The 17,881-nt window shown below is 71.5% G+C and carries 18 protein-coding genes; 6 read left to right on the top strand and 12 right to left on the bottom strand.

The features are described 5' to 3' along the window. Positions 1-43 precede the first annotated feature (43 nt). Complete coding sequence (locus H6H00_RS07020; protein WP_185720515.1) at positions 44-484, top strand: hypothetical protein; 441 nt, start codon at positions 44-46, stop codon at positions 482-484. Positions 485-565: 81 nt separating this feature from the next. Here H6H00_RS07020 and H6H00_RS07015 read toward each other — a convergent pair whose 3' ends face one another. From H6H00_RS07015 to H6H00_RS06990, 6 genes are all read right to left on the bottom strand, one after another. Then, complete coding sequence (locus H6H00_RS07015; protein ID WP_185720514.1) at positions 566-1,924, bottom strand: tetratricopeptide repeat protein; 1,359 nt, start codon at positions 1,922-1,924, stop codon at positions 566-568. Beyond that, positions 1,925-4,036: an AAA family ATPase gene (locus H6H00_RS07010; protein ID WP_185720513.1), complete on the bottom strand. Its 2,112-nt coding sequence runs from the start codon at positions 4,034-4,036 to the stop codon at positions 1,925-1,927. 807 nt (positions 4,037-4,843) lie between these two features. Then, a complete protein-coding gene (locus H6H00_RS07005) occupies positions 4,844-5,740 on the bottom strand; it encodes a GIY-YIG nuclease family protein (protein ID WP_185720512.1) in 897 nt (298 codons plus the stop codon). Between the two features lie 182 nt (positions 5,741-5,922). Further along, the gene (locus tag H6H00_RS07000) at positions 5,923-6,798 is read right to left on the bottom strand and encodes a hypothetical protein (protein WP_185720511.1); all 876 of its coding nucleotides are present in this window, start codon (positions 6,796-6,798) and stop codon (positions 5,923-5,925) included. Between the two features lie 31 nt (positions 6,799-6,829). Then, positions 6,830-7,771, bottom strand: a complete 942-nt coding sequence (locus H6H00_RS06995) for a PGN_0703 family putative restriction endonuclease (protein ID WP_185720510.1) — start codon at positions 7,769-7,771, stop codon at positions 6,830-6,832. Positions 7,772-8,030: 259 nt separating this feature from the next. Continuing rightward, complete coding sequence (locus H6H00_RS06990; RefSeq protein ID WP_255425815.1) at positions 8,031-8,660, bottom strand: VOC family protein; 630 nt, start codon at positions 8,658-8,660, stop codon at positions 8,031-8,033. Between the two features lie 135 nt (positions 8,661-8,795). Here H6H00_RS06990 and H6H00_RS06985 point away from each other — a divergent pair, with 135 nt between their 5' ends. Together H6H00_RS06985 and H6H00_RS06980 are read left to right on the top strand one after the other, a co-directional pair. Continuing rightward, a complete protein-coding gene (locus H6H00_RS06985; RefSeq protein ID WP_185720509.1) occupies positions 8,796-9,674 on the top strand; it encodes a beta-keto acid cleavage family enzyme in 879 nt (292 codons plus the stop codon). Positions 9,675-9,677: 3 nt separating this feature from the next. Next, positions 9,678-10,259, top strand: coding sequence for a thymidine kinase (locus H6H00_RS06980; protein ID WP_185720508.1), 582 nt, complete (start codon positions 9,678-9,680; stop codon positions 10,257-10,259). Between the two features lie 72 nt (positions 10,260-10,331). Here the strand turns inward: H6H00_RS06980 and H6H00_RS32180 are convergent, their stop codons facing one another. Next, positions 10,332-11,225 (bottom strand): DUF2188 domain-containing protein, encoded by an 894-nt coding sequence (locus H6H00_RS32180; RefSeq protein ID WP_185720507.1) that lies wholly within the window; start codon positions 11,223-11,225, stop codon positions 10,332-10,334. Between the two features lie 86 nt (positions 11,226-11,311). Beyond that, entirely contained in the window at positions 11,312-12,346 is a 1,035-nt protein-coding gene (locus H6H00_RS06970) for a 5'-3' exonuclease (RefSeq protein WP_185720506.1), read from the bottom strand. Between the two features lie 153 nt (positions 12,347-12,499). Here H6H00_RS06970 and H6H00_RS06965 point away from each other — a divergent pair, with 153 nt between their 5' ends. Then, on the top strand, positions 12,500-13,273 hold the full coding sequence (locus H6H00_RS06965) for a sugar phosphate nucleotidyltransferase (protein ID WP_185720505.1): 774 nt from the start codon (positions 12,500-12,502) through the stop codon (positions 13,271-13,273). A 15-nt stretch (positions 13,274-13,288) separates the two neighbouring features. Here H6H00_RS06965 and H6H00_RS06960 read toward each other — a convergent pair whose 3' ends face one another. Further along, a complete protein-coding gene (locus H6H00_RS06960; protein ID WP_185720504.1) occupies positions 13,289-14,314 on the bottom strand; it encodes a sigma-70 family RNA polymerase sigma factor in 1,026 nt (341 codons plus the stop codon). A 66-nt stretch (positions 14,315-14,380) separates the two neighbouring features. On the opposite strand from H6H00_RS06960, the gene H6H00_RS06955 reads away from it, so the two are divergent. Next, a complete protein-coding gene (locus tag H6H00_RS06955) occupies positions 14,381-15,223 on the top strand; it encodes a CBS domain-containing protein (RefSeq protein WP_185720503.1) in 843 nt (280 codons plus the stop codon). A 9-nt stretch (positions 15,224-15,232) separates the two neighbouring features. After that, the gene (locus H6H00_RS06950; protein WP_185720502.1) at positions 15,233-15,703 is read left to right on the top strand and encodes a cupin domain-containing protein; all 471 of its coding nucleotides are present in this window, start codon (positions 15,233-15,235) and stop codon (positions 15,701-15,703) included. Here the strand turns inward: H6H00_RS06950 and H6H00_RS06945 are convergent. The 3 genes from H6H00_RS06945 to H6H00_RS06935 all read right to left on the bottom strand — a co-directional run bounded on the left by H6H00_RS06945 (position 15,700) and on the right by H6H00_RS06935 (position 17,850). Continuing rightward, the gene (locus tag H6H00_RS06945) at positions 15,700-16,971 is read right to left on the bottom strand and encodes a serine/threonine-protein kinase (protein WP_185720501.1); all 1,272 of its coding nucleotides are present in this window, start codon (positions 16,969-16,971) and stop codon (positions 15,700-15,702) included. The two genes, H6H00_RS06950 and H6H00_RS06945, sit on opposite strands and share 4 nt — an antisense overlap. A gap of 142 nt (positions 16,972-17,113) precedes the next feature. Then, a complete protein-coding gene (locus H6H00_RS06940; RefSeq protein ID WP_185720500.1) occupies positions 17,114-17,668 on the bottom strand; it encodes an RNA polymerase sigma factor in 555 nt (184 codons plus the stop codon). Continuing rightward, positions 17,665-17,850 (bottom strand): hypothetical protein, encoded by a 186-nt coding sequence (locus tag H6H00_RS06935; protein WP_185720499.1) that lies wholly within the window; start codon positions 17,848-17,850, stop codon positions 17,665-17,667. Before H6H00_RS06935 ends, H6H00_RS06940 begins: the two co-directional genes overlap by 4 nt. Between the last annotated feature and the right edge of the window lie 31 nt (positions 17,851-17,881).

The following is a 17,881-nucleotide window of genomic DNA, read 5'->3' as shown; positions in this document are numbered from 1 at the left end:
ATACAAGCCTGTTTCACTAATGTTATAGGATGGAGCTGCCATAATGCCCACAGCCCGCAATGCGGAACGCGAATATGCTTGGAACTGGTTCGCACTACACTCCGGCCAACGGATGCAGCTAGTTAACTTCTGGCTAGTTGCTATCTCCTTTCTCGGAGCAGCGTATGTTCAAGCCAGGATTGGAAATCTTCGAGGTATTGCTGCCGGCATTGCGATGGCCGGCATGATAGCAAGTGTGTCATTCTCGCTGCTGGACGAGCGAACTCGCCGACTCATTGATGTCGCAGAAGATGCCCTACGAGGTCTTGAAGTGACGCAGGGCGAGCAGGCTGACGCCGGCGACATTTGCGTAGGCGCCCGGCTAGTCGTGGATGCGGGCCAAGCGCGACGCTCCAGGCTCTATTCGTATAGAGTAATCATTCAAGGTTTGCAGTACGCTGTTGCGGCGCTATTCGCTGCGGCCACAGTCCTTGCATTTGTTTGACAGTTGCGAAACGCAGCAGTTCCAGGCACAGTCGAGGGCATCCGCACGGGGCGGGCACTAGGCGAACTTGACCGGGGAAAGTCACGCGCTCGGCCCGCCCGCCGCCACAGCATCGGCGGGAGTATGGACGCGACAGGGACATCCCGTGGTCGTCGCGGGCTGGAGCGGGCGACTGGGCCGGAACGACATCCGCCGAACCGCGACCCCGAGGACGGTCGGAAGTCGCAGGAGCAGTCGTGCCGCGTTGCCGCGTCCGAGCTCCCCGCCTCGCATCGTCATGATGATGTCCAGCAGCACCGGCACAAGCCGAAGGACGCTGCGCGTACGGAGGAGCACCGCGCACTTGTAGCCCAGACAGAGCAGCTCGCCCCGCCAATAGCCGATCGCCCGCGCTTCGTTGCGGGTGGCATCGATGGTTTGAAGTGCGAAGCCGGTTCTTCCCTTCGCGACGTCCAGGGTCGCGAAACCCAGCTGGACCTGGAGCCGGCCGGAGCTGTAGTCGGCATAGTCGGAGCACACCTGCGCGGCTGTGCGCAGGTGGTCCTCCGCCTCGTCGAAGTATCCCAGCGCGATCAGTGGCTCGGACATGCGGAGATGAATGAACGCGATCGACTGCAGCTCTTCCGGGCAGCGGGTCTGTAATGCGTGCCCCTGGACGTACCTCGCGAGGGCTTCCGGGTAATCCCGGTCGACCTCGGCAATCCGCCCGAGGTAGTGGTGGGCGGTCGCCGTCCAGCGGCGCAGCTGCACGTCGTCGTCTGCTTCCTTAGAGAAGGTGCATGCACGGGTGAGCTTCTGTCGAGCCGCGCCCAGGTCGCGGAACGAGGTGAAGAGCGCGACGCCTGCCATCGTGTCCGCGCCGCACGCGTAGTACCCGTCGTACAGCTCCTGAGGAATCGCCTGCCGCAGTCGTCCAACGATGCGCAGCGCATCACCGTACCGGCTGATGTCGTTGAGGTACCATGCCTTGGCGAGCACTGACTCCGCCCAGAGTGCCGAGCCAACAGGGGCGCTTTCTAGCGCTGCGTTCAGCGCTTCCTCCCGCCGGTCGTCCTCCAGTGAGATCATTGACCTGAAGCGGGCCAGGGTCAGCCAGAGCTTCGTGGTCGTGTCGCGGCGGCTCTCCTGCAGGTCGATGATGCGGCGAAGCGCCGGCTCAACCGCGACCCCGTCGATTACCCCGTAGTTCCCCACCACACGGCACATACCGTCCACGAAGTCGGCAAACAGTTCTGCGTCGATCACCTCTGGATCCGCCACGCTCGAATCGCACCAAAAGATCAGGTCCTTGATCTTCCCTCGCAGCTCCCGACCTTTGAGATCCTCCATGTCGCGGAGGAGGAGCATGGTGCTGGTCTTCCAGTATCGCTCTCGCCGGCCCGCCCGCAGCCTGGCCGCCCAGCTTGGGGACGCACCGTCGCCGGCCATCTCGGCGCTCACTCACCCGCGACAGACGAAATCGCGGAGGAGCGGATGGATCGTGAATCGGCGGTTTCCGTCGACGCCGCGAATCAACGCGAGCTTGTGGGCAGTCGTCCGCGCTCGTTCGAATTGTGCCCGATCGGCGATCAGGCTTAGCTCGAAGAAGTCTTCGAGGTTGAGGGACTCGCCGTCGGGCCGGGCGCAGAAGGAGTTCATGAGACCGATCGCGTTGTCGTCCCCGACGCCCGCGCTCGCGGCGAGGGCTGTCATGGACTGCTCGTAAAGGAACTGGCCGACCAGGGAGCCGAGTTCACCGCCGGGGTTGCGGACCTGGTCAATGACCGTCCGCAGGGGCTGGGAGGTGTGGACTGCGAGTCGGACGGCTACCTTGACAAGGAGCGGGATCCCGCCGCTCATGCTGATGAGTTCGTCGACGTCTAGGTCGTCTAGCTCGAACCCAGACGTGTCGGCGGCGAGGTAGGCAGCGAACTCGCGGACCGCGTCGCTGTCCAAGCCGTGCCATGCGAACTCGCGCACGGTCGGGGCTATCAACCGCGCGGAGTTCCGGGTCGTGAGGACGACCTTGTGCGGCCGCAGCACGGGCGATCGCGTCAGGAAGTCAACCGCGAGCTGCGCGTCGGGAGCGCTCTCCAGGTTGTCGATCACTATGAGGCACGGCCGGGCGATCTCGATGCTGCTCTGGAGTGCGTTGGCCAGGCTCTCTTCAAGCCTCGCCGGATGCAAATCAACACGCACGTCGAGTTGCTCAGCTACCTCTGCAATCATGTCGAGCCAGCCGGTTCGGGTGTGGCGGGAGGTCTCGATGACGCCGAGGTCGCGTAAGTGGCTGAGCTTCGCTGAGACCCACGCCACCCGCGTGAAGCCGCCGTCCCCGGCGAACTGCTTAACGGCCTCGTAGGCCAGCGTTGTCTTACCAGCTCCGCCGGGCCCGAAGATGCTGATCAGCCCGTCACCGTCGGGGTTCACGAGGGCCTTGCCGATCCTGGGCAGCACTTCTTGGGTGCCGAACAGCTGGTCGTGATCGACGTCGGCTCGACGTCGCCACCCCCCGTCGGAGTGGGCGTCCACCACCGGGCGGGGTTCGTGCGACGTCATCGGCATCGCTGGCGCGGTCCCCGGGAGGTGCGTGGCAATCAACTGCAGCAGCACGTCGGCGGACGCACGGGCGGCGAACTGCTTTACGTTGTCGTTCTTCCGGGGGTCGGCGTAGTCCATGACACCCTTGGCCACGAGCCAGGAGATCTTCCCGAGGCCGGCGCCCGTCCGGGCGATGGTGGCTGCCTCCATCTCTAGTCCGGCTACGGTCTCGACGCCGCTTGCCCGCAGCGTGTCCCAGGTCAAGCCATCTTTCACGACGACGTCGCCGCTCGCCATGGGCCCGACCGTGACGCGGTAGGGCATTACCTGGGGCGATCCGACTTCGCGGTAGCGCTGATGGCGGAGGTGGCTGCGCCCCAGGGGCGTGAGGGTGGACCGCGGCCCCCCTCGGAAGGGTTGGATTAGCCCGTCGTCTCTAAGTGCGTCGAGCACGATGGGCCACTGCTCATCGTCGATGTATCGAGGCCGAGCCGGATGCTCGCGGGGATCTAGACCGTTCTCCAAGCAGGCGAGGAACCACAGCCGCACCTCCTCTGCGCTGGCCGGACCGTTAGTGACGAGCCCGTCGAGTGGCAGCTCCTGCGCAGCCCGGATCCAGTCGTCATCGAGCACCGTCTGTCGGTGATCCGGTCGCAGGGCGTTCGGTGACCCTTTCCCGTCCTGGTAGCGGTAGGCGAGTTCGGCGACGACGACGTCCCCGAGCACGACTTCGCGAGGATTCCCGGCGCAGACGCCGGACATGGCCAATAGGGCCGGCCGCAGTCTCTCCGTCAGCGCTCCGGCCACAAGCCCCGCCTCGGTGCCGCCCTTTCGGATCGGCCGCGCCACGCCGATGCGAATGGACCGCCCGGCCGGGAGGATCAGGCTGCCCACGCGATACGGCAGATCGCCCGGCACGTCGGTCCAGTCTGCCACTCCGAGACGTGCTGGCGTCCGTTCGCGAGCGATCTCAAGGAAGGCGTCTTGCTCCTCGATCAGCGCCGTCACGACGAGCACATCAACGACGCCCACCGCTGCCTCCGCGTGTAACGTCCCGGTCCGAAGGACCGGGTCGATCAAACCCTATCGGGTCAGGTGGAAGCCGGAGAGAACCCCGACGCTGCCGCCACGACCGAACACACTCCGTCCATGTTCGCGCGCAGTCGCGCGTTCCGGGTCATGGTCGCGGCCGTCACACCGGCAACGTTCCCCACACCGCGGTCGTGGTCAACCAGGCCCCACTGCTGATCAACGCGGCCTGTCCACGACAGAGGCCGCGTGGGCTGTGGGAGGTTGCGGGCTCGGTTACGTGATGGGCCGGCTCGGCTCGCGCGCGCCTTCTCGATTCGCCCCCGCACGGTGGTCATCGTCGGGGCCTCCCGCTGCGGCGGCCCTGCTGCTGGGCCTGCCGCCTGGTGCGATCCCGGCGTTGGTCAGCGGTACCCGCCCGACTGAGTTGATCTCGGTCCACCAACTGGTCCACGAGCTGTTACCGACTGGTGCCTGTGCCGCGCAAACCGGTACGCGTGGTACCGCTGATACGCCTGGTCACCGGCCATGCGCGCGGCAGCTTGCCAACTACGGATCAGAAGGTTAGGGGTTCGAATCCCTTCGGGCGCACCATCGTCAAGCTAGCCCTGACCAGCACGAACGGTCAGGGCTAGATCTTTTTCGGGGTCGGCTAGTTGATCTCGATCCACGGTCTGATCCACGAAGCCTGCTAGCTTCCGCAGCCATGACCGCTGTCTCCGAGCCAGCGAAGGCCCGATCCCGCGGCCACATCCGCCGGATGCGTGACCGCATGCGGCATTGCGGTCACGCCGCTCGTGGTCCGCTGGCTCAGTGGACGCCGCGGCTCTCCCACGCGCCGAAGGTCTGGCCGTCGGTGGAGATCCAGTCGGTGCGCCCGTTGCACGACGAGCGTCCCTGGATGACCGAGCCGGCCGCTGAAGGCGAGGTGAAGACGATGTCCCGGGCGACGCGGCCGACGTTGTCGGTGACGACGATCGCCCCGTCGGCAAGGAGGCGTTGATACTCGGCGAGCCGGGCCGCGTGCTGCTTCGCTGTGCTGGGCGAGTGCTTCGGGTTGGCCAGTGGGAACGCCGCGACGACCGCCGAGTCCGCCAGCACGGTGAACTCGCCGTCGATCTGCTGAGCCTGGGCGTCGACTCCGGCCTTGGTGTTGACCAGCCGGAAGATCGGCGACTCCTGGGACTCGGCGGGCACTTTCGGCGACGGCTTGACGCGGATCGCGTTGATCCCGAGCACCGGCAGCACGATCTGTAGCTGGATCACGAACTCGTCCATGTCGGAGACGTCGGCCTCGGGCAGCTTGGGCACGTCGGGTGCCGTGCTGTTCTCGAGGTGCACGCGTCCGGCCTGCTTCGCCAGAGCGATCAACCTCGACTCCAGGTAGCGGCCGTGTGCCTTCGTGATGTTCGCGTCCTTCGAGGTGACGACGACGACCTTGTCCCAGAAGTCCTTGCCCGCCAGGTGCTGCTTGAGGCGGGTGCCGACGACATCGGCTTCGCCGATGTAGCAGCGGGTCTCACTCAGCTCGTCGTCGCCGAGCAGGAAGTAGACGCCCGTACGCTCCGCTTCATCCCTCGACAGCAGCTTGCCGAGGTCGGAGCGCGACGAGGTCACGACGTGCCCGGTCCAGTTCGGGATCTCGGCGGTGGTCAGGCCGCCGGGTGTGCCGTCGACGAGGAACAGCTTGATCTGCTTGCCGCTCATAAGCTCGCTGACTCCCGCCGATCCGATCCCTGACGGGGCCACCTTGCCCGAGAAGGCCACGGCGAGGAACCGACCACGCCGCGACCACGGCTGTCGATCTCGATCCACGAGCTACTGCCCGGCGGTGCCGCCTGTGCCGTGTCGACGCGTCGGTGCAGGGGACGAGCGACATCGCGTCGAGTTCAGTCCGGCTGGGCCAGCCGTGACTGGGTGAGCTCTTCGACGAGGTGTGCCCTCGCCTCGACCGTTCCTGGAGCAGTGCCGCTCGTGACCCGCACGTCGAGCGCGACGATTCCGTCGTCGGCTGGCCGCCACTGCACCCCGGCGCCCCACGGCGTGAGGAGCCGCACGGCGCCGAGCGGTGCTGGTCCCGTTCGCGCAAGGAGCGCTGTCAGTTCTCCGGCGGTGAGCGTGGGGTCGATCGACGATGCGCGGTCGACGATCTGGTCGACAGGGCCGGTGTGGTTGTGGAGGGCGGAGACGATGCCGTCGGCGAGAGATTTGATCAGTCCCGACAGGCTTCCGCGCCATCCGGCCGGAGGCGACACCGTGATCGACAAGGCGTAGGCCTCGGGTGGCTCCGAGCGGTTCGACTGTGTGGTGACCTCGCCACGCCGGGCCGCGAGCCACCACCGTCCGGCCTTCGGCTCGGTGAACAGGGACAGTGGGGCGTCCATGGTGAGGTCGGCCAGTAGCCGGCTTGATCGCCAGCACCGCCACGGGGTGCTGTCGATGACGATCTCGTAGCGGTAGTGGTGTGGAGCAGTTGGTGGTGCGGCGAAGGATCGTTCGAGGATGAGCCCGTGCGCGGCGGCCGCCCGGAGAGCGCCGGTTCCGAGGTTGTAGCTCAGGACGTTCTCGATGTCGGACAGTCGACGGTCGGCCGAGCTGTAGACGGCGTGAAGAACCTGGTCAGGGCCGGCTGTCAGAGTCCTGCAAGCCTGCGCGAGGTCACGCCGGAAGTCGACGAGCCAGCCTCTGGGCTCGAAAGGAAGACGTGCCCACGACACGGCCTCGACGACGGAGCCGGGTACGGGCGTCGAGACCTCGTAGTCCACGGCGGGAAGTATGCCGCGAACGACGAGCCGGCTATGTGCCAGCGGGATCGGCGATCGTGGCGTTGACCAGGGCCGGATCGAGATAGCGGGCGTACACATCGTCTGGCCATGAGGCTGGACTCGTCAGCCGGGCGGCCTGGACGACGTCGTTGAGCGTGCGAGCGTCGAAGGTCTCGAGGTCGCTGAGGCATCGGCGATAGCGCGCCGCTCCGTCGGCGCAGGCGGTGTTTCCGACGGGATACAGCAGCGCGAAGATGCCGGCCTTCCAACCGTCGTTCTTCGGGTTGGATCTCAGCTGCAGGGCGAGGAGGTGGTCGAGCCAGATCTGTTGCAGCGGAGGCTTCTGCAGCGCGGGGACGAGATCCTTGCGGAAGATCCCGTGCTTGTTGGCCAAGGCCGTGTACCTGCCGTTCTCGTCCTTCGCGGCTTTGCCGGAGAGATCCTCGTGGTACTTGACCTCGATCCCGAGGAACGAGCGCCCGAGCGGGCCGTCGTAGTCGACGAAGACGTCGAACGCGGAGCGATTGCCGGTGTAAGCCTCGTCGCCCCGTCCGGGCGACCACTCGAATCGGATGTCGTTGACCGTGCGGATGTCGGGCCAGAGTGTCGACAGGACACGGCCAGCGAGCGTGTGGTCCTCGGCGAGAGGCCCGAACAGGTTGAAGCAGAGCGGTTGGCTGGAGAGCAGGTCGACCCAGAGCCGCGGTCGGCCGAGGAGAGCACCGGTCTTCGGCGCCTCTGCGACGGCTGCCTCGACGCAGTGCTGCGCTTGTGGCGAGAGATAGTTCGAGAGCGCCGGAGGTTCGGCGTCGGCTGAGGTGAGGCGCGAACCGAGCGGCCGGCCATCGTGCATGCCGGCGACAAGACCGTGTGCTTGCCGCCAGAGGGACTGGTGCAGGCGTGCGCGCTGCTGCCACGCGTTGTCCCCGCGTACGTAGGCGTGGTGAGCTTCCAGCACTGATCGCGTGATCACGACCGTAGTAGAGCGCAGTCCGGCCCGGCCGCAAACCGAGGCCCGCCGCGGGTGCCGGAAGTCGATCCCGATCCACGAGTTGATCCACGAACTGCTGACACGTGGTGCCGAATCTGCGCGGTCGGCAGCCACTTTCGCCGCCGTCCGCCCAGGTCGCCCACCATGCGTACGCCAGCGTCCGAACGACGGATCAGAAGGTAAGGGGTTCGAATCCCTTCGGGCGCGCCATCACCACACAGGCCCTGACCGGCACCGACGGTCAGGGCCTGACTCGTTCTCCGCCCTGCGCCATGGACAGGACGCAGAACTCGTTGCCGGACGGGTCCGCGCACACGCGCCACGGATGGTCGGACGGGGCGCCGGACGTGGTTCCGCCGCTGCGCAGGACGCGGTCGACGACGTCGCCGTCCCCGGCGTCGGGGCGGACGTCGAGGTGCAGGCGGTTCTTGCCGCGCTTCGGCTCGGGCTCGGGCCACAGCTGCAGCAGCGGGCCGACGCCGGACGGGTGGCGCAGGGCCGTCGCACCGGCCGGCACCCAGCCGGTGATCCCTGCCCAGAACGCGGCGTCGCGGCCGGGGTCGGCGCTGTCGAGGGGGAGCGCGGCGATCGGTCCGGTGTCGCGCTCGTGCTCGGCCAGCACGCAGAACGCGTTGCCCTCGGGGTCGGTGAGGACCGTCCACGGCACGTCGCCCTGGCCGATGTCGGCGGGTTCGGCGCCGAGGTCGAGCAGCCGCCGCACGACGTCCTGCGGGCGCGCGCCACCGGCGAGGTCGGGGTGCAGGCGGGCGGGTGCGTCGGAGGGGGCGGTGACGCGCGGGAAGCACAGGTCGAGGAAGAGGTCGTCGCCGATCCGCAGCCGGGCCTCGACGAGGTCCGGCTCGGTGGTGATCGGCTCCGCCCCGAGCGCCGCGGTCCAGAACCGGGCGAGCCGATGGGGTCGCGGGCGTCCCTTACGAGGTTCTCGAGTCGCACCGGCGCCACTGTGCAGCGGGAGGGTCGCCGCGACAACCCCGATAATGCCGGGATGGACGTCTGGCTCGAAGCAGCGCTGAACGGACCGTGGGGCCGGGACCGGCAGCCCGGCATCCCCGTGACGGCCGACGAGATCGTCGCCGACGCCCTCGCCGCGGCCGGGGCGGGTGCGGCGGTCATCCACCTCCACGCCTACGACGAGCGCAGCGGCCGCCAGCGCGACGCCTACGAGATCTACGCGCCGATCATCGAGCGCATCCGGTCCTCGGTCGACGTCGTCTGCTGCCCGACGATCCCGTTCGCCGGGAGCGGGGACTCGACGGAGCCCCTGTCGCCCGCCGAGCGGTTCGCCGCCGTCGAGCGGCTGCTGGAGGCCGGGCTGATCGAGTGGTCGGTGGTGGACCCGGGATCGGTCAACATCTCCCTCGCCGACGACGTCGCGCAGGGACGCGAGGGCTTCGTCTACGCCAACGCGGAGTCGCACGTGCGCCACGGCCTCGCGCTCGCGCAGGCGCACCGCATGACACCGTCCTACGCGATCTACGAGCCCGGCTTCCTGCGGCTCGGGGCCGCCCTGCACCGGGCCGTGCCGGGTGCGCCGCAGCCGGTCTACCGGTTCATGTTCACCGACCAGTTCACGTTCGGGTTCCCGCCGCAGGAGTGGGCGCTGCAGGCGTACCTGCGGCTGCTGCGCGACGAGGCGCCGGGCGCGCCGTGGATGGTGGCCGGGCTCGGCGTCGACGTCGAGCCGCTGATCGGGGCGGCGGTGCGGGCGGGCGGGCACGTGCGCGCCGGGCTGGAGGACGCCCCGCTGGGCTGCCCGGACGGCAACCGGGAGCTCGTCGAGCGCGCCGCCCGGCTGATCACCGACGCCGGCGGCACCCTCGCGACCGCCGCCCAGGTGCGTGCCGGGACAGCCGGGCTACCGTGAGCCGTGGCCAAGCTGTACTTCCGCTACGGCGCGATGAACTCCGGCAAGTCGACGGCGCTGATCCAGGTGGCGCACAACTACGAGGAGCGCGGGCAGCGCGTCCTCATCGTCAAGCCGGCGGTCGACACGAAGAGCCCGGCCGTGCTGTCGCGCATCGGGGTCGACCGCGAGGTGGACCTCGTCGCGGGGCCGGAGGTGGCGGTGCGGGAGCGGATCCTGGCGGGCCGCGAGGTCGACTGCGTGCTCGTCGACGAGGCCCAGTTCCTGGCCCCCGAGCAGGTCGACGACCTGTTCCGGCTCGCGGTGCAGGACGGCGTCCCGGTCATCGCCTACGGGCTGCGCAGCGACTTCCGCACCCGCGGCTTCCCGGGCAGCATCCGGCTGATGGAGCTGGCGCACTCCATCGAGGAGCTCAAGACGATCTGCCGCTGCGGGCGCAAGGCGATCCTCAACGCCCGCACGGTCGACGGCCGGTTCACGCAGTCCGGTGACCAGGTCGCCATCGACGGATCCGTCGGCGGCGAGATCGGCTACGAGTCGATGTGCGGCGGCTGCTACATCCGCGAGCTCGGCTGGACGCCGTAGGGCTCCGCCGCGCGGCGGAGCCGTACCGCGGCCGGCGGGGCCGGCGGTACGGCTCGGCGATGCGGACCGGGGTCAGCGGCGGCCGGTCACCAGGCGCGCGGTGCGGCGGGCCCGCTCGGTGCCGCGGGTCGTCACCACGGCGCCGACGTGCAGGGCCCCGGCGATCACGGCGCCCGCGGTGCGGCCGGCGATGCGGACCGGGTTGAGGGCGTGGGCCGCGTTGTCGATCGGCGACGCCACCCGCTCGGTGAACGAGTGGATGAACCGGCCGGCGCGGTGCGAGGCGTCCTGCAGGCGGTCGCCCGCGTCCTCGCCGACGCCGGCGGCGCGGTCGGCCCCGTCGACGACGGCGTCCCCGGCCTGGCGGGCGGTGCGGTCGAGCTGCGCCCGCGCCCGGGTGCCCGCGGCGCTCACGTCGTCGGCGACGTCGGAGGCGGCGGCGGAGACGTCCTCGCCGACCTTCTCCGCGGCGGCGCTGACCGTGTCGGCGGAGCGGCGGGCGGCGGTGCCGGCCTTCTTGCGCCCGTTGACGGCGTCGGCGAGCTCGTCCGCGACGTCGCCGGCGGCGTCGGCCGCGGTGTCGGCGGTCTTCCCGGCGGTGGCCTTCGTCGTGCGGCGGGTCTTCTTCGCCGCGCCCTCGGCCTGGTCGGCCAGCTTCCCGGTGGTGGCGGCGACGGCGTCAGCCGCCTTGTCCGCGGTGGCCGCCGCGCCCTTGGCGGTGGCGGAGGCCGTGGTGACGGCGGCCGGGGTCGCGGTGTCCTCGGTGCCGGCGGCGATCGTGCGGGTCTCGCGGACCGCGCCGTCGGTGCCGTGCACGACGACGTCGCCGCCGCCGTCGTTCGCGACGATCTCGACGGCGCGGGTGATCGCCTCCGCCTGCGTCGGGGTCTTGGCACTGGGGCGCTTGGCGTCGGGCTTCTCGACCTGCCAGCCGGTCTCTGCGGGTACGACGTGACGGTCGGCCATGACGGGTTCCTCTCGGGTTCGCGGATGTACTCACCGGTAGGATTCCCGTTCCGCCCGATTCCTCACGTGTTCGAGACGGGGCTCACTCAGAACAGGGAGAGCTGGTCGACGACGGGCCTGCGCGGCAGCGCGGGGCGACGCGGGGGTCGGGACGACCCGGGCGACCAGCCCGTCTCCAGGTCGGTGCGGGCGGGCGGCGGGGGAGCGGTGTCGTCGTGGGCGAGCGTGCGCAGCGCGGTGGCGGCGGTCCACGGCAGGTCCTGCTCGGCGAACGCGGCGCGCACGGCGTCGACCGGCAGCGGCAGCCGCCCGGCGTCGAGGTCGACGGGGACGTCGTCGCGCATCACCATGACCTGCCGGTTCAGCGCCCACGACGCCCGGGCCTCCGGCGCGGCCAGCCGCGCGGCGACCGCGGGTCCGACGGCGTCGGCGACGCGCGTGCCGCCCGCGGCGAGGTCGTCGAACGCGGCCTCCGCGCAGCCCAGGGCGGTGAGCAGCCGGGCCGCGATGCGCGGGCCGACCCCGCGGACACCGGGCAGGTTGTCGGACGGGTCGCCGCGCAGGGCGGCGAAGTCGGGGTACTGGTCGGGGCGCACGCCGAGCAGGGTCACGAGCCGGTCGGGGGTGAGGACGGGCGAGGCGTCGACGCCGCCGTTGATGATCCGCAGCACGCGCGTGTGGGCGTCGATGAGGCCGAAGGCGTCGCGGTCCGAGGTCATGACGACGGTCGTCGCGCCCGCCGCGGGGGCCTGGCGGGCGACGGAGGCGAGCACGTCGTCGGCCTCCCACCCGGTCGGCACGACGACGGCGACGCCGAGGTCCCGCAGGACGCCGGCGGCGGCGTCGAGCTGCTCGACGAGCGTGGCCAGCTTCTCGGTGCGGTGCGCCTTGTACTGCGGCCAGCGCTCGCGGCGCACGCTCGCGGCCGGGTCGTCGAACCCGACGACGACGTGGTCGGGCCCGATCCGGTCGACCGCGGCCACGAGCTGCGAGAGCAGCCCGCGCACCGCCCAGCGCGGACGGCCGTCGGCCGAGCGGAACCCGGTGCGGGCCTGGGAGTGGAAGCACCGGTGCACGATCGAGTTGCCGTCGACGGCGAGGACGACGCGGGCACCGGACACCCCACGACTGTGCCCCATCGCGCGGGCCCGTGGCGATTCGCGCTTCGGGTCACCGCGCCCGGCGGTTCGGAAGGATGGATCACCACACGATGAGGGGTGTGCAACCCTCACGCACCCGTAGAGTAGTGGTATGTCCGTTCTCGAGGTGTGCCGGTGAAGGTCGTTCTCTTCTGCGGTGGCTACGGCACCCGGATGCGCGACGGCGTGTCCGACGTACCGAAGCCGATGTACCCCGTCGGCCCCCGGCCGCTGATCTGGCACGTCATGCGCTACTACGCCCACTTCGGCCACACCGACTTCGTGCTGTGCCTGGGCTACGGCGCCCAGTACATCAAGGACTTCTTCCTCGGCTACTCCGAGACGGCCTCCAACGACTTCGTGCTGCGCGGCGGCGAGGTGGAGCTCCTGGGCTCCGACATCCAGGACTGGACGATCACGTTCGTGCAGACCGGCGAGGGGTCGCCGATCGGGGAGCGCCTGCGGCGCGTGCGCAAGCACCTCGAGGGCGAGGAGATGTTCCTGGCCAACTACGCCGACGTCCTCACCGACCTCGACCTCGACGCGATGGTCGACGACTTCGCGGCCACCGACGCCGTCGCCACGCTGCTCGCCGTCACCCCGCAGGCCTCGTTCCACTGCGTCGACCTCGGCGCCGACGACCGCGTCTCCGGCGTCACGCCGCTGCACCGGATGCCGCTGTGGGAGAACGGCGGGTTCTTCGTGCTCCGGCCGGAGATCTTCGACTACCTGCCCGAGGGCGGCGACCTCATGGACGACGCCTGCGCGGCGCTCGCGAAGGAGGGCAGGCTGCTCGCCCACCGCCACCGCGGGTTCTGGGCCCCGGCCGACACCAACAAGGAGCGCTCCGCGCTGGAGCGCGCCTACCTCGCGGGTGACCGACCGTGGGCGCTGTGGGAGAAGGACTGAGCGGGAGGACCGGGCTCAGCGGCCGAGCGTGAGCGGCAGCCCGAACGCTGCGACGTGCTCCGGCCCGATGAACGTGGTGATCTCCCCGATCCGGTCGCCGCGCAGGGTGAGCACGTCGATCGCGAACGCCCCGAACGCCCCCGCGGAGTGGTCCCACAGGTAGGAGGCCGCGGCCGGCTGGCCGTTGGCCCCGGTGGGGATCCGCCGCCACGCGCCGCAGGCGCCCAGCGGCACGGCCACGGCGAAGTCGGTGACGGCCTCGATGCCGCGGTACCAGTGCGGCAGCGGGGGCATCGACCACGTGACGTCCTCGGTGAGCAGTGCGACCAGCGCGTCGGCGTCGCCGCGCTCGAGCGCCGCGGAGTAGTCGGCGACGACCCGCCGCAGCCGGGCGTCGTCGAGGTCGCGCAGGGTGCGCTGCTGGGAGCGGTCCGGCACCTTCTCGGCGACGATCCTGCGGGCCCGCTGCAGGGCGCTGTTGACCGACGCGGTGGAGGTGTCCATGACCGAGGCGATCTCCGCGGCGGAGAACCCGAGCACCTCGAACAGCAGCAGCGCCGCCCGCTGGTTGCCCGGCAGGTGCTGCAGCGCCGCGACGAACGCCAGCTCGACGGCCTCGCGCTGCTCGTAGCGCGCGTGCGGCCCGGCGGGACCGTCGGCCAGGTCGCCGTCGGGGTAGGGGCCGAGCCAGGCCACCTCGCGGCGCGGCGCGTCGCCGTGCACCGCGCGGTCGCTGGACGGGCCGAGGTCGACGGGCAGCGCCCGCTTCCCCCGGCGCTCGGCCGCGGTGAGGCAGGTTCGGGTGGCGACGGTGTAGAGCCAGGACCGCAGCGACGCGCGGCCCTCGAACCGGGCCAGCCCGCGCCAGGCGCGCACGAGCGCGTCCTGCAGGGCGTCGTCGGCGTCGTGGGTGGAACCGAGCATCCGGTAGCAGTGCGCGTGCAGCTCCCGCCGCAGCGGCGCGACGAGCCGGTCGAACGCGGCGTCGTCGCCCGCGCGGGCGCGGGCGAGGTCGGGGTCCTCCACCGTGGTGTCGCTCACCCGGCCGATTCTGCCGCAGGGTCGCCAGCCGTGGCCGGGGCGTGCAGGCGCACCTACGGTGGGGTGATGGCGCGACGGGTCCAGGACGTCATGAGCAGGCGGGTCGTGACGGTGCGGTCGGACGCGGCCGTGTCGGCGGCGGTGGAGCGGATGCGGCGCTTCGGGTTCAGCGCGCTGCCGGTGGTGAACGCGCGGCACCGGCTCGTCGGCGTCGTCAGCCTGCTCGACGTGCTGCGCCACCGCGAGTCCGGCGGCACCGACGCCGACCCCGTCGACGACGTGATGAACCCCGACGTCCTCGCGATGCCGCCCACCGCGAGCCCCGCGGTGGTGGCGCAGCGGATGCGGTCGCACGGGGAGCTGCGGGTCATGCCGATCGTGGAGCGCGGCACCCTGGTCGGGATCGTCACCCGCAGCGACCTGCTGCGGACCTCCGAGCCGGTGGGCCGGTTCGGGGCGCTGGTCCGCCGGATCACCGGCCGCGACGACGCCGCCGACGAGGTCCTGATCGGCCTGGCCCGGCCCGGCCGGGAGCGGCCGTCGGCCGTCGCCTCCACCCCCGTGCAGGAGGTGATGACCCGCGAGCCGGTGACCGTGCTGCCGACCGATCCCGTCGAGGTGGCCGTCGAGCTGCTGCTGGCCCGGCGGTTCACCGCGCTGCCGGTGGTCGACGCCGACGGGCGGCTGGTCGGGGTCGTCAGCGAGGCCGACCTGCTCGGCGACCGCCTCGCCGGCCGCCGCGAGCCGCGCAGCGTCAGCGCGGTGATGACCCGCACGCCGGTCACGCTGCCGGTCGGCGCCACCGTCGGCGAGGCCGTCGAGCTGGTGGCCGACCGCGGGCTCCGCATGGTGCCCGTCGTCGACGACGGGGTGCTGGTGGGTGTACTCAGCCGGGGCGATCTGGTCTGATCCGGCCCCATGACCGCTGACGAGATCGTGCTCGGACCGCTGCCCGCCGGCATCACGCTCGCGAACGAGGGCAGCCGCGTGTGGAACGTGCTGGGCCACACCTACTGGCTCAAGGCCGCGAGCGAGACGAGCTTCGCCTTCGAGACGCTCGACCCGCCCGGCACCGGCGTGCCGCCGCACGTGCACACCACCCAGGACGAGCACATCTACGTGCTGGAGGGCGTGTTCACGCTCTACCTCGACGGGCAGTGGGAGAAGGCGGGGCCGGGCGACACCGTCCGCATGCCGAAGGGGATGCCGCACGCCTACTACAACCGCAGCGACGCGAACTCCCGCGCGCTGTTCTGGGTGAGCCCGGCCGGCCGGCTCGCGCAGCTGTTCGACCGGCTGCACGACCTGACCGACCCCGAGGAGGTCGTCCGGCTCTCGGCGCAGCACGACGTCGACTTCCTCGCACCGGGGTCGGTCGAGGGCGCCTAGAAGAACTGCCCCAGCCAGTCGGTGAACCGCTCCCAGGCGTTGCGGGCGTCGTCGACGGCGCCCTCGGGGACCTCCGGGATGTCCGGGATCGCGGTGGGGATGTCGATGTCGGGCAGGTCCGGGATCGCGGTCGGGATGTCGGGGATCGAGATCCCGCTGCCCCCGCCCCCGTCGGCGGTCGGCTCGGCGGCGTCCTCGGTGGGCGCCGCCTCCGTGGTCTCGACCGTCGACGTCGCGGGCTGGGCGGAGACGTCGGTCTGCTCGTCGCCGCCCCGGGTGAGGGCGAAGACGACGACGGCGAGCACCGCCAGCAGGCCCAACCCGATCAGCAGCCCGCGCGAGCCCCGGCGCTCCGGCTCCGGCTCCGGCTCGACGGCGGGCGCGCTGAGCCGGGCCGCCACCTGCCGGGCGTCGGGGCGGCGGCGGAGGTCCGGGTCGGTCATCGCGCGCAGCGTGCCGCGCAGCGGTTCGGGCAGGTCGGCCGGGATCGGCGGCCTGCGGTCGAGGCGCTGCTCGGCCGCGGCCCAGTCGTCGCCGTCGTAGACGCGGCGGCCGCGGATCGCCTCCAGCAGCAGCAGGCCGAGGGCGTAGACGTCGGCGGGCGGGCCGACCGGCTCACCGCGGACCTGCTCCGGCGCCAGGTACGCGACGGTGCCGACGTCGAGGTCGGCCGAGGTCATCCCCGAGTTCCCGACGAGCCGGGCGATGCCGAAGTCGGCCAGCCGCATCCGCCCGTCGTGGTCGACGAGGACGTTGGACGGCTTGACGTCCCGGTGCACCACGCCCTCGCCGTGGACGTAGGCGAGCACCTGCGCCAGCTCCAGCCCGACGCGCGCGGCGGACTCGGCGTCGTAGGGCTCGCGGGTGAGCTCCTGGGCCAGCGTCGGGCCGTCGACGAGCTCCATCACCAGGTACGCCCGGCCGTGCTCGACCGCGTAGTCGTGCACGGCGACGAGCCCGGGGTGGCGCAGCCCGGCGAGCGTCCGCGCCTCCTCGGCGAAGCGCCGCTCGCCGTCGGGGTCGGTGCCCGGCCGGAAGACCTTGACGGCGACCGGGCGGTGCAGCCGGAGGTCCTCGGCGCGGAAGACGTCGGCCATGCCGCCCGCGCCGAGCAGCCCCTCCAGGCGGTAGCGCCCGCCGAGCACCGCACCGGGGCCCCCGGCCGGGGCGATCCGCTCGGTCGCCGGCCCGTTCGACCCGGGCCCTGCCCCGTCGAAGCGGCGCGTCGGGTCCGGGATGCGCCGGGTGGGGTCCGATCCTGGCTGCACGAGTCCTCCCGCCGTGCCGCGACCGGATGCGCGGCGGGCACCGACGGTACCGGCGACCGCCCTCGCGGTCCGGCCGGGCGGGGTCGCCCGATCGACTGACGCACGGCCCCGGCCGGCCTCGCCCCCGTGCGCCGATCGCCGCCTAGGCCGCGATCCCCGAGTCGGCCAGGGTCCGGCGCAGGACCCGGAGCAGCCGGGCGCGGGTCGGGCCGAGGCTGCCGACCGGCACGCCCAGGTCGTGGGCGATCTGGGCGTAGGGCCTGCGGTCCTCGGCGAACAGCGCGGCGAGCAGGGCGCGGCGGCGGGGCGGGAGCCCGGCGATGGCCCCGGCGACGGCGCGGCGCACGTCCCCGTCGACCGCCGCCTGCTCGGGCCCGGACTCCCACTCCGGGGCCGGCAGCGCCGCGTCGTCGGAGACGACGACCCGGGTCCGGTCCCGGGCCACCCGCTGGCACTCGTGGGCCGCGACGGCCGCCAGCCAGCCGGCCAGGTGCCCGGGGGTGTGGATCCGGTCGAGGTTCTCGGCCAGGCGCAGCCAGGTGGTCTGCGCGACGTCGTGCGCGTCGGCCTCCTGCAGCCGGTACGCCGTGGTGCGGGCCCGGACCAGCGACCCGTAGCGCCGGATCAGGTCCTCCCAGGCCCCGGGGCACCCGGCGGCGACGCGCCGGAGCAGGTCGGCCGGCTCCTCGGCGGTCACCGCTCGGCCCGCCCGGGTGCGGACCCCGCGCGCAGCGCCGCGGTGAGCACGGCGATCAGCTCGGCGGCGCAGGCGAAGGTGCTCGACGCGCCCGTCGCGACCTCGTCGACGACGCCGCGGAGCGGCACGGACGCCGCGAGCGGGGGCTCGGGGACCTGCAGGCGCAGCACGAACGTGGGCATGCGGGTCAGGGTCCGCCGCCGCCCTTCCGAC

It is taken from the genome of Pseudonocardia petroleophila (assembly GCF_014235185.1).
GTDB lineage: Bacteria > Actinomycetota > Actinomycetes > Mycobacteriales > Pseudonocardiaceae > Pseudonocardia > Pseudonocardia petroleophila.
The sequence above is the reverse complement of the archived record's forward strand: the minus strand, read 5'-3'. Positions and strand labels throughout refer to the sequence as shown.

Bases quoted from the DNA above. Each gene is read 5' to 3' on its own strand.
- H6H00_RS07020 (WP_185720515.1), top strand. From the start codon at position 44: ATGCCCACAGCCCGCAATGCGGAACGCGAATATGCTTGGAACTGGTTC.
- H6H00_RS06935 (WP_185720499.1), bottom strand. From the start codon at position 17,850: ATGCCCACGTTCGTGCTGCGCCTGCAGGTCCCCGAGCCCCCGCTCGCG.
- H6H00_RS32180 (WP_185720507.1), bottom strand. From the start codon at position 11,225: ATGGCCGACCGTCACGTCGTACCCGCAGAGACCGGCTGGCAGGTCGAG.
- H6H00_RS06955 (WP_185720503.1), top strand. From the start codon at position 14,381: ATGGCGCGACGGGTCCAGGACGTCATGAGCAGGCGGGTCGTGACGGTG.
- H6H00_RS06950 (WP_185720502.1), top strand. From the start codon at position 15,233: ATGACCGCTGACGAGATCGTGCTCGGACCGCTGCCCGCCGGCATCACG.
- H6H00_RS06985 (WP_185720509.1), top strand. From the start codon at position 8,796: ATGGACGTCTGGCTCGAAGCAGCGCTGAACGGACCGTGGGGCCGGGAC.
- H6H00_RS07005 (WP_185720512.1), bottom strand. From the start codon at position 5,740: ATGAGCGGCAAGCAGATCAAGCTGTTCCTCGTCGACGGCACACCCGGC.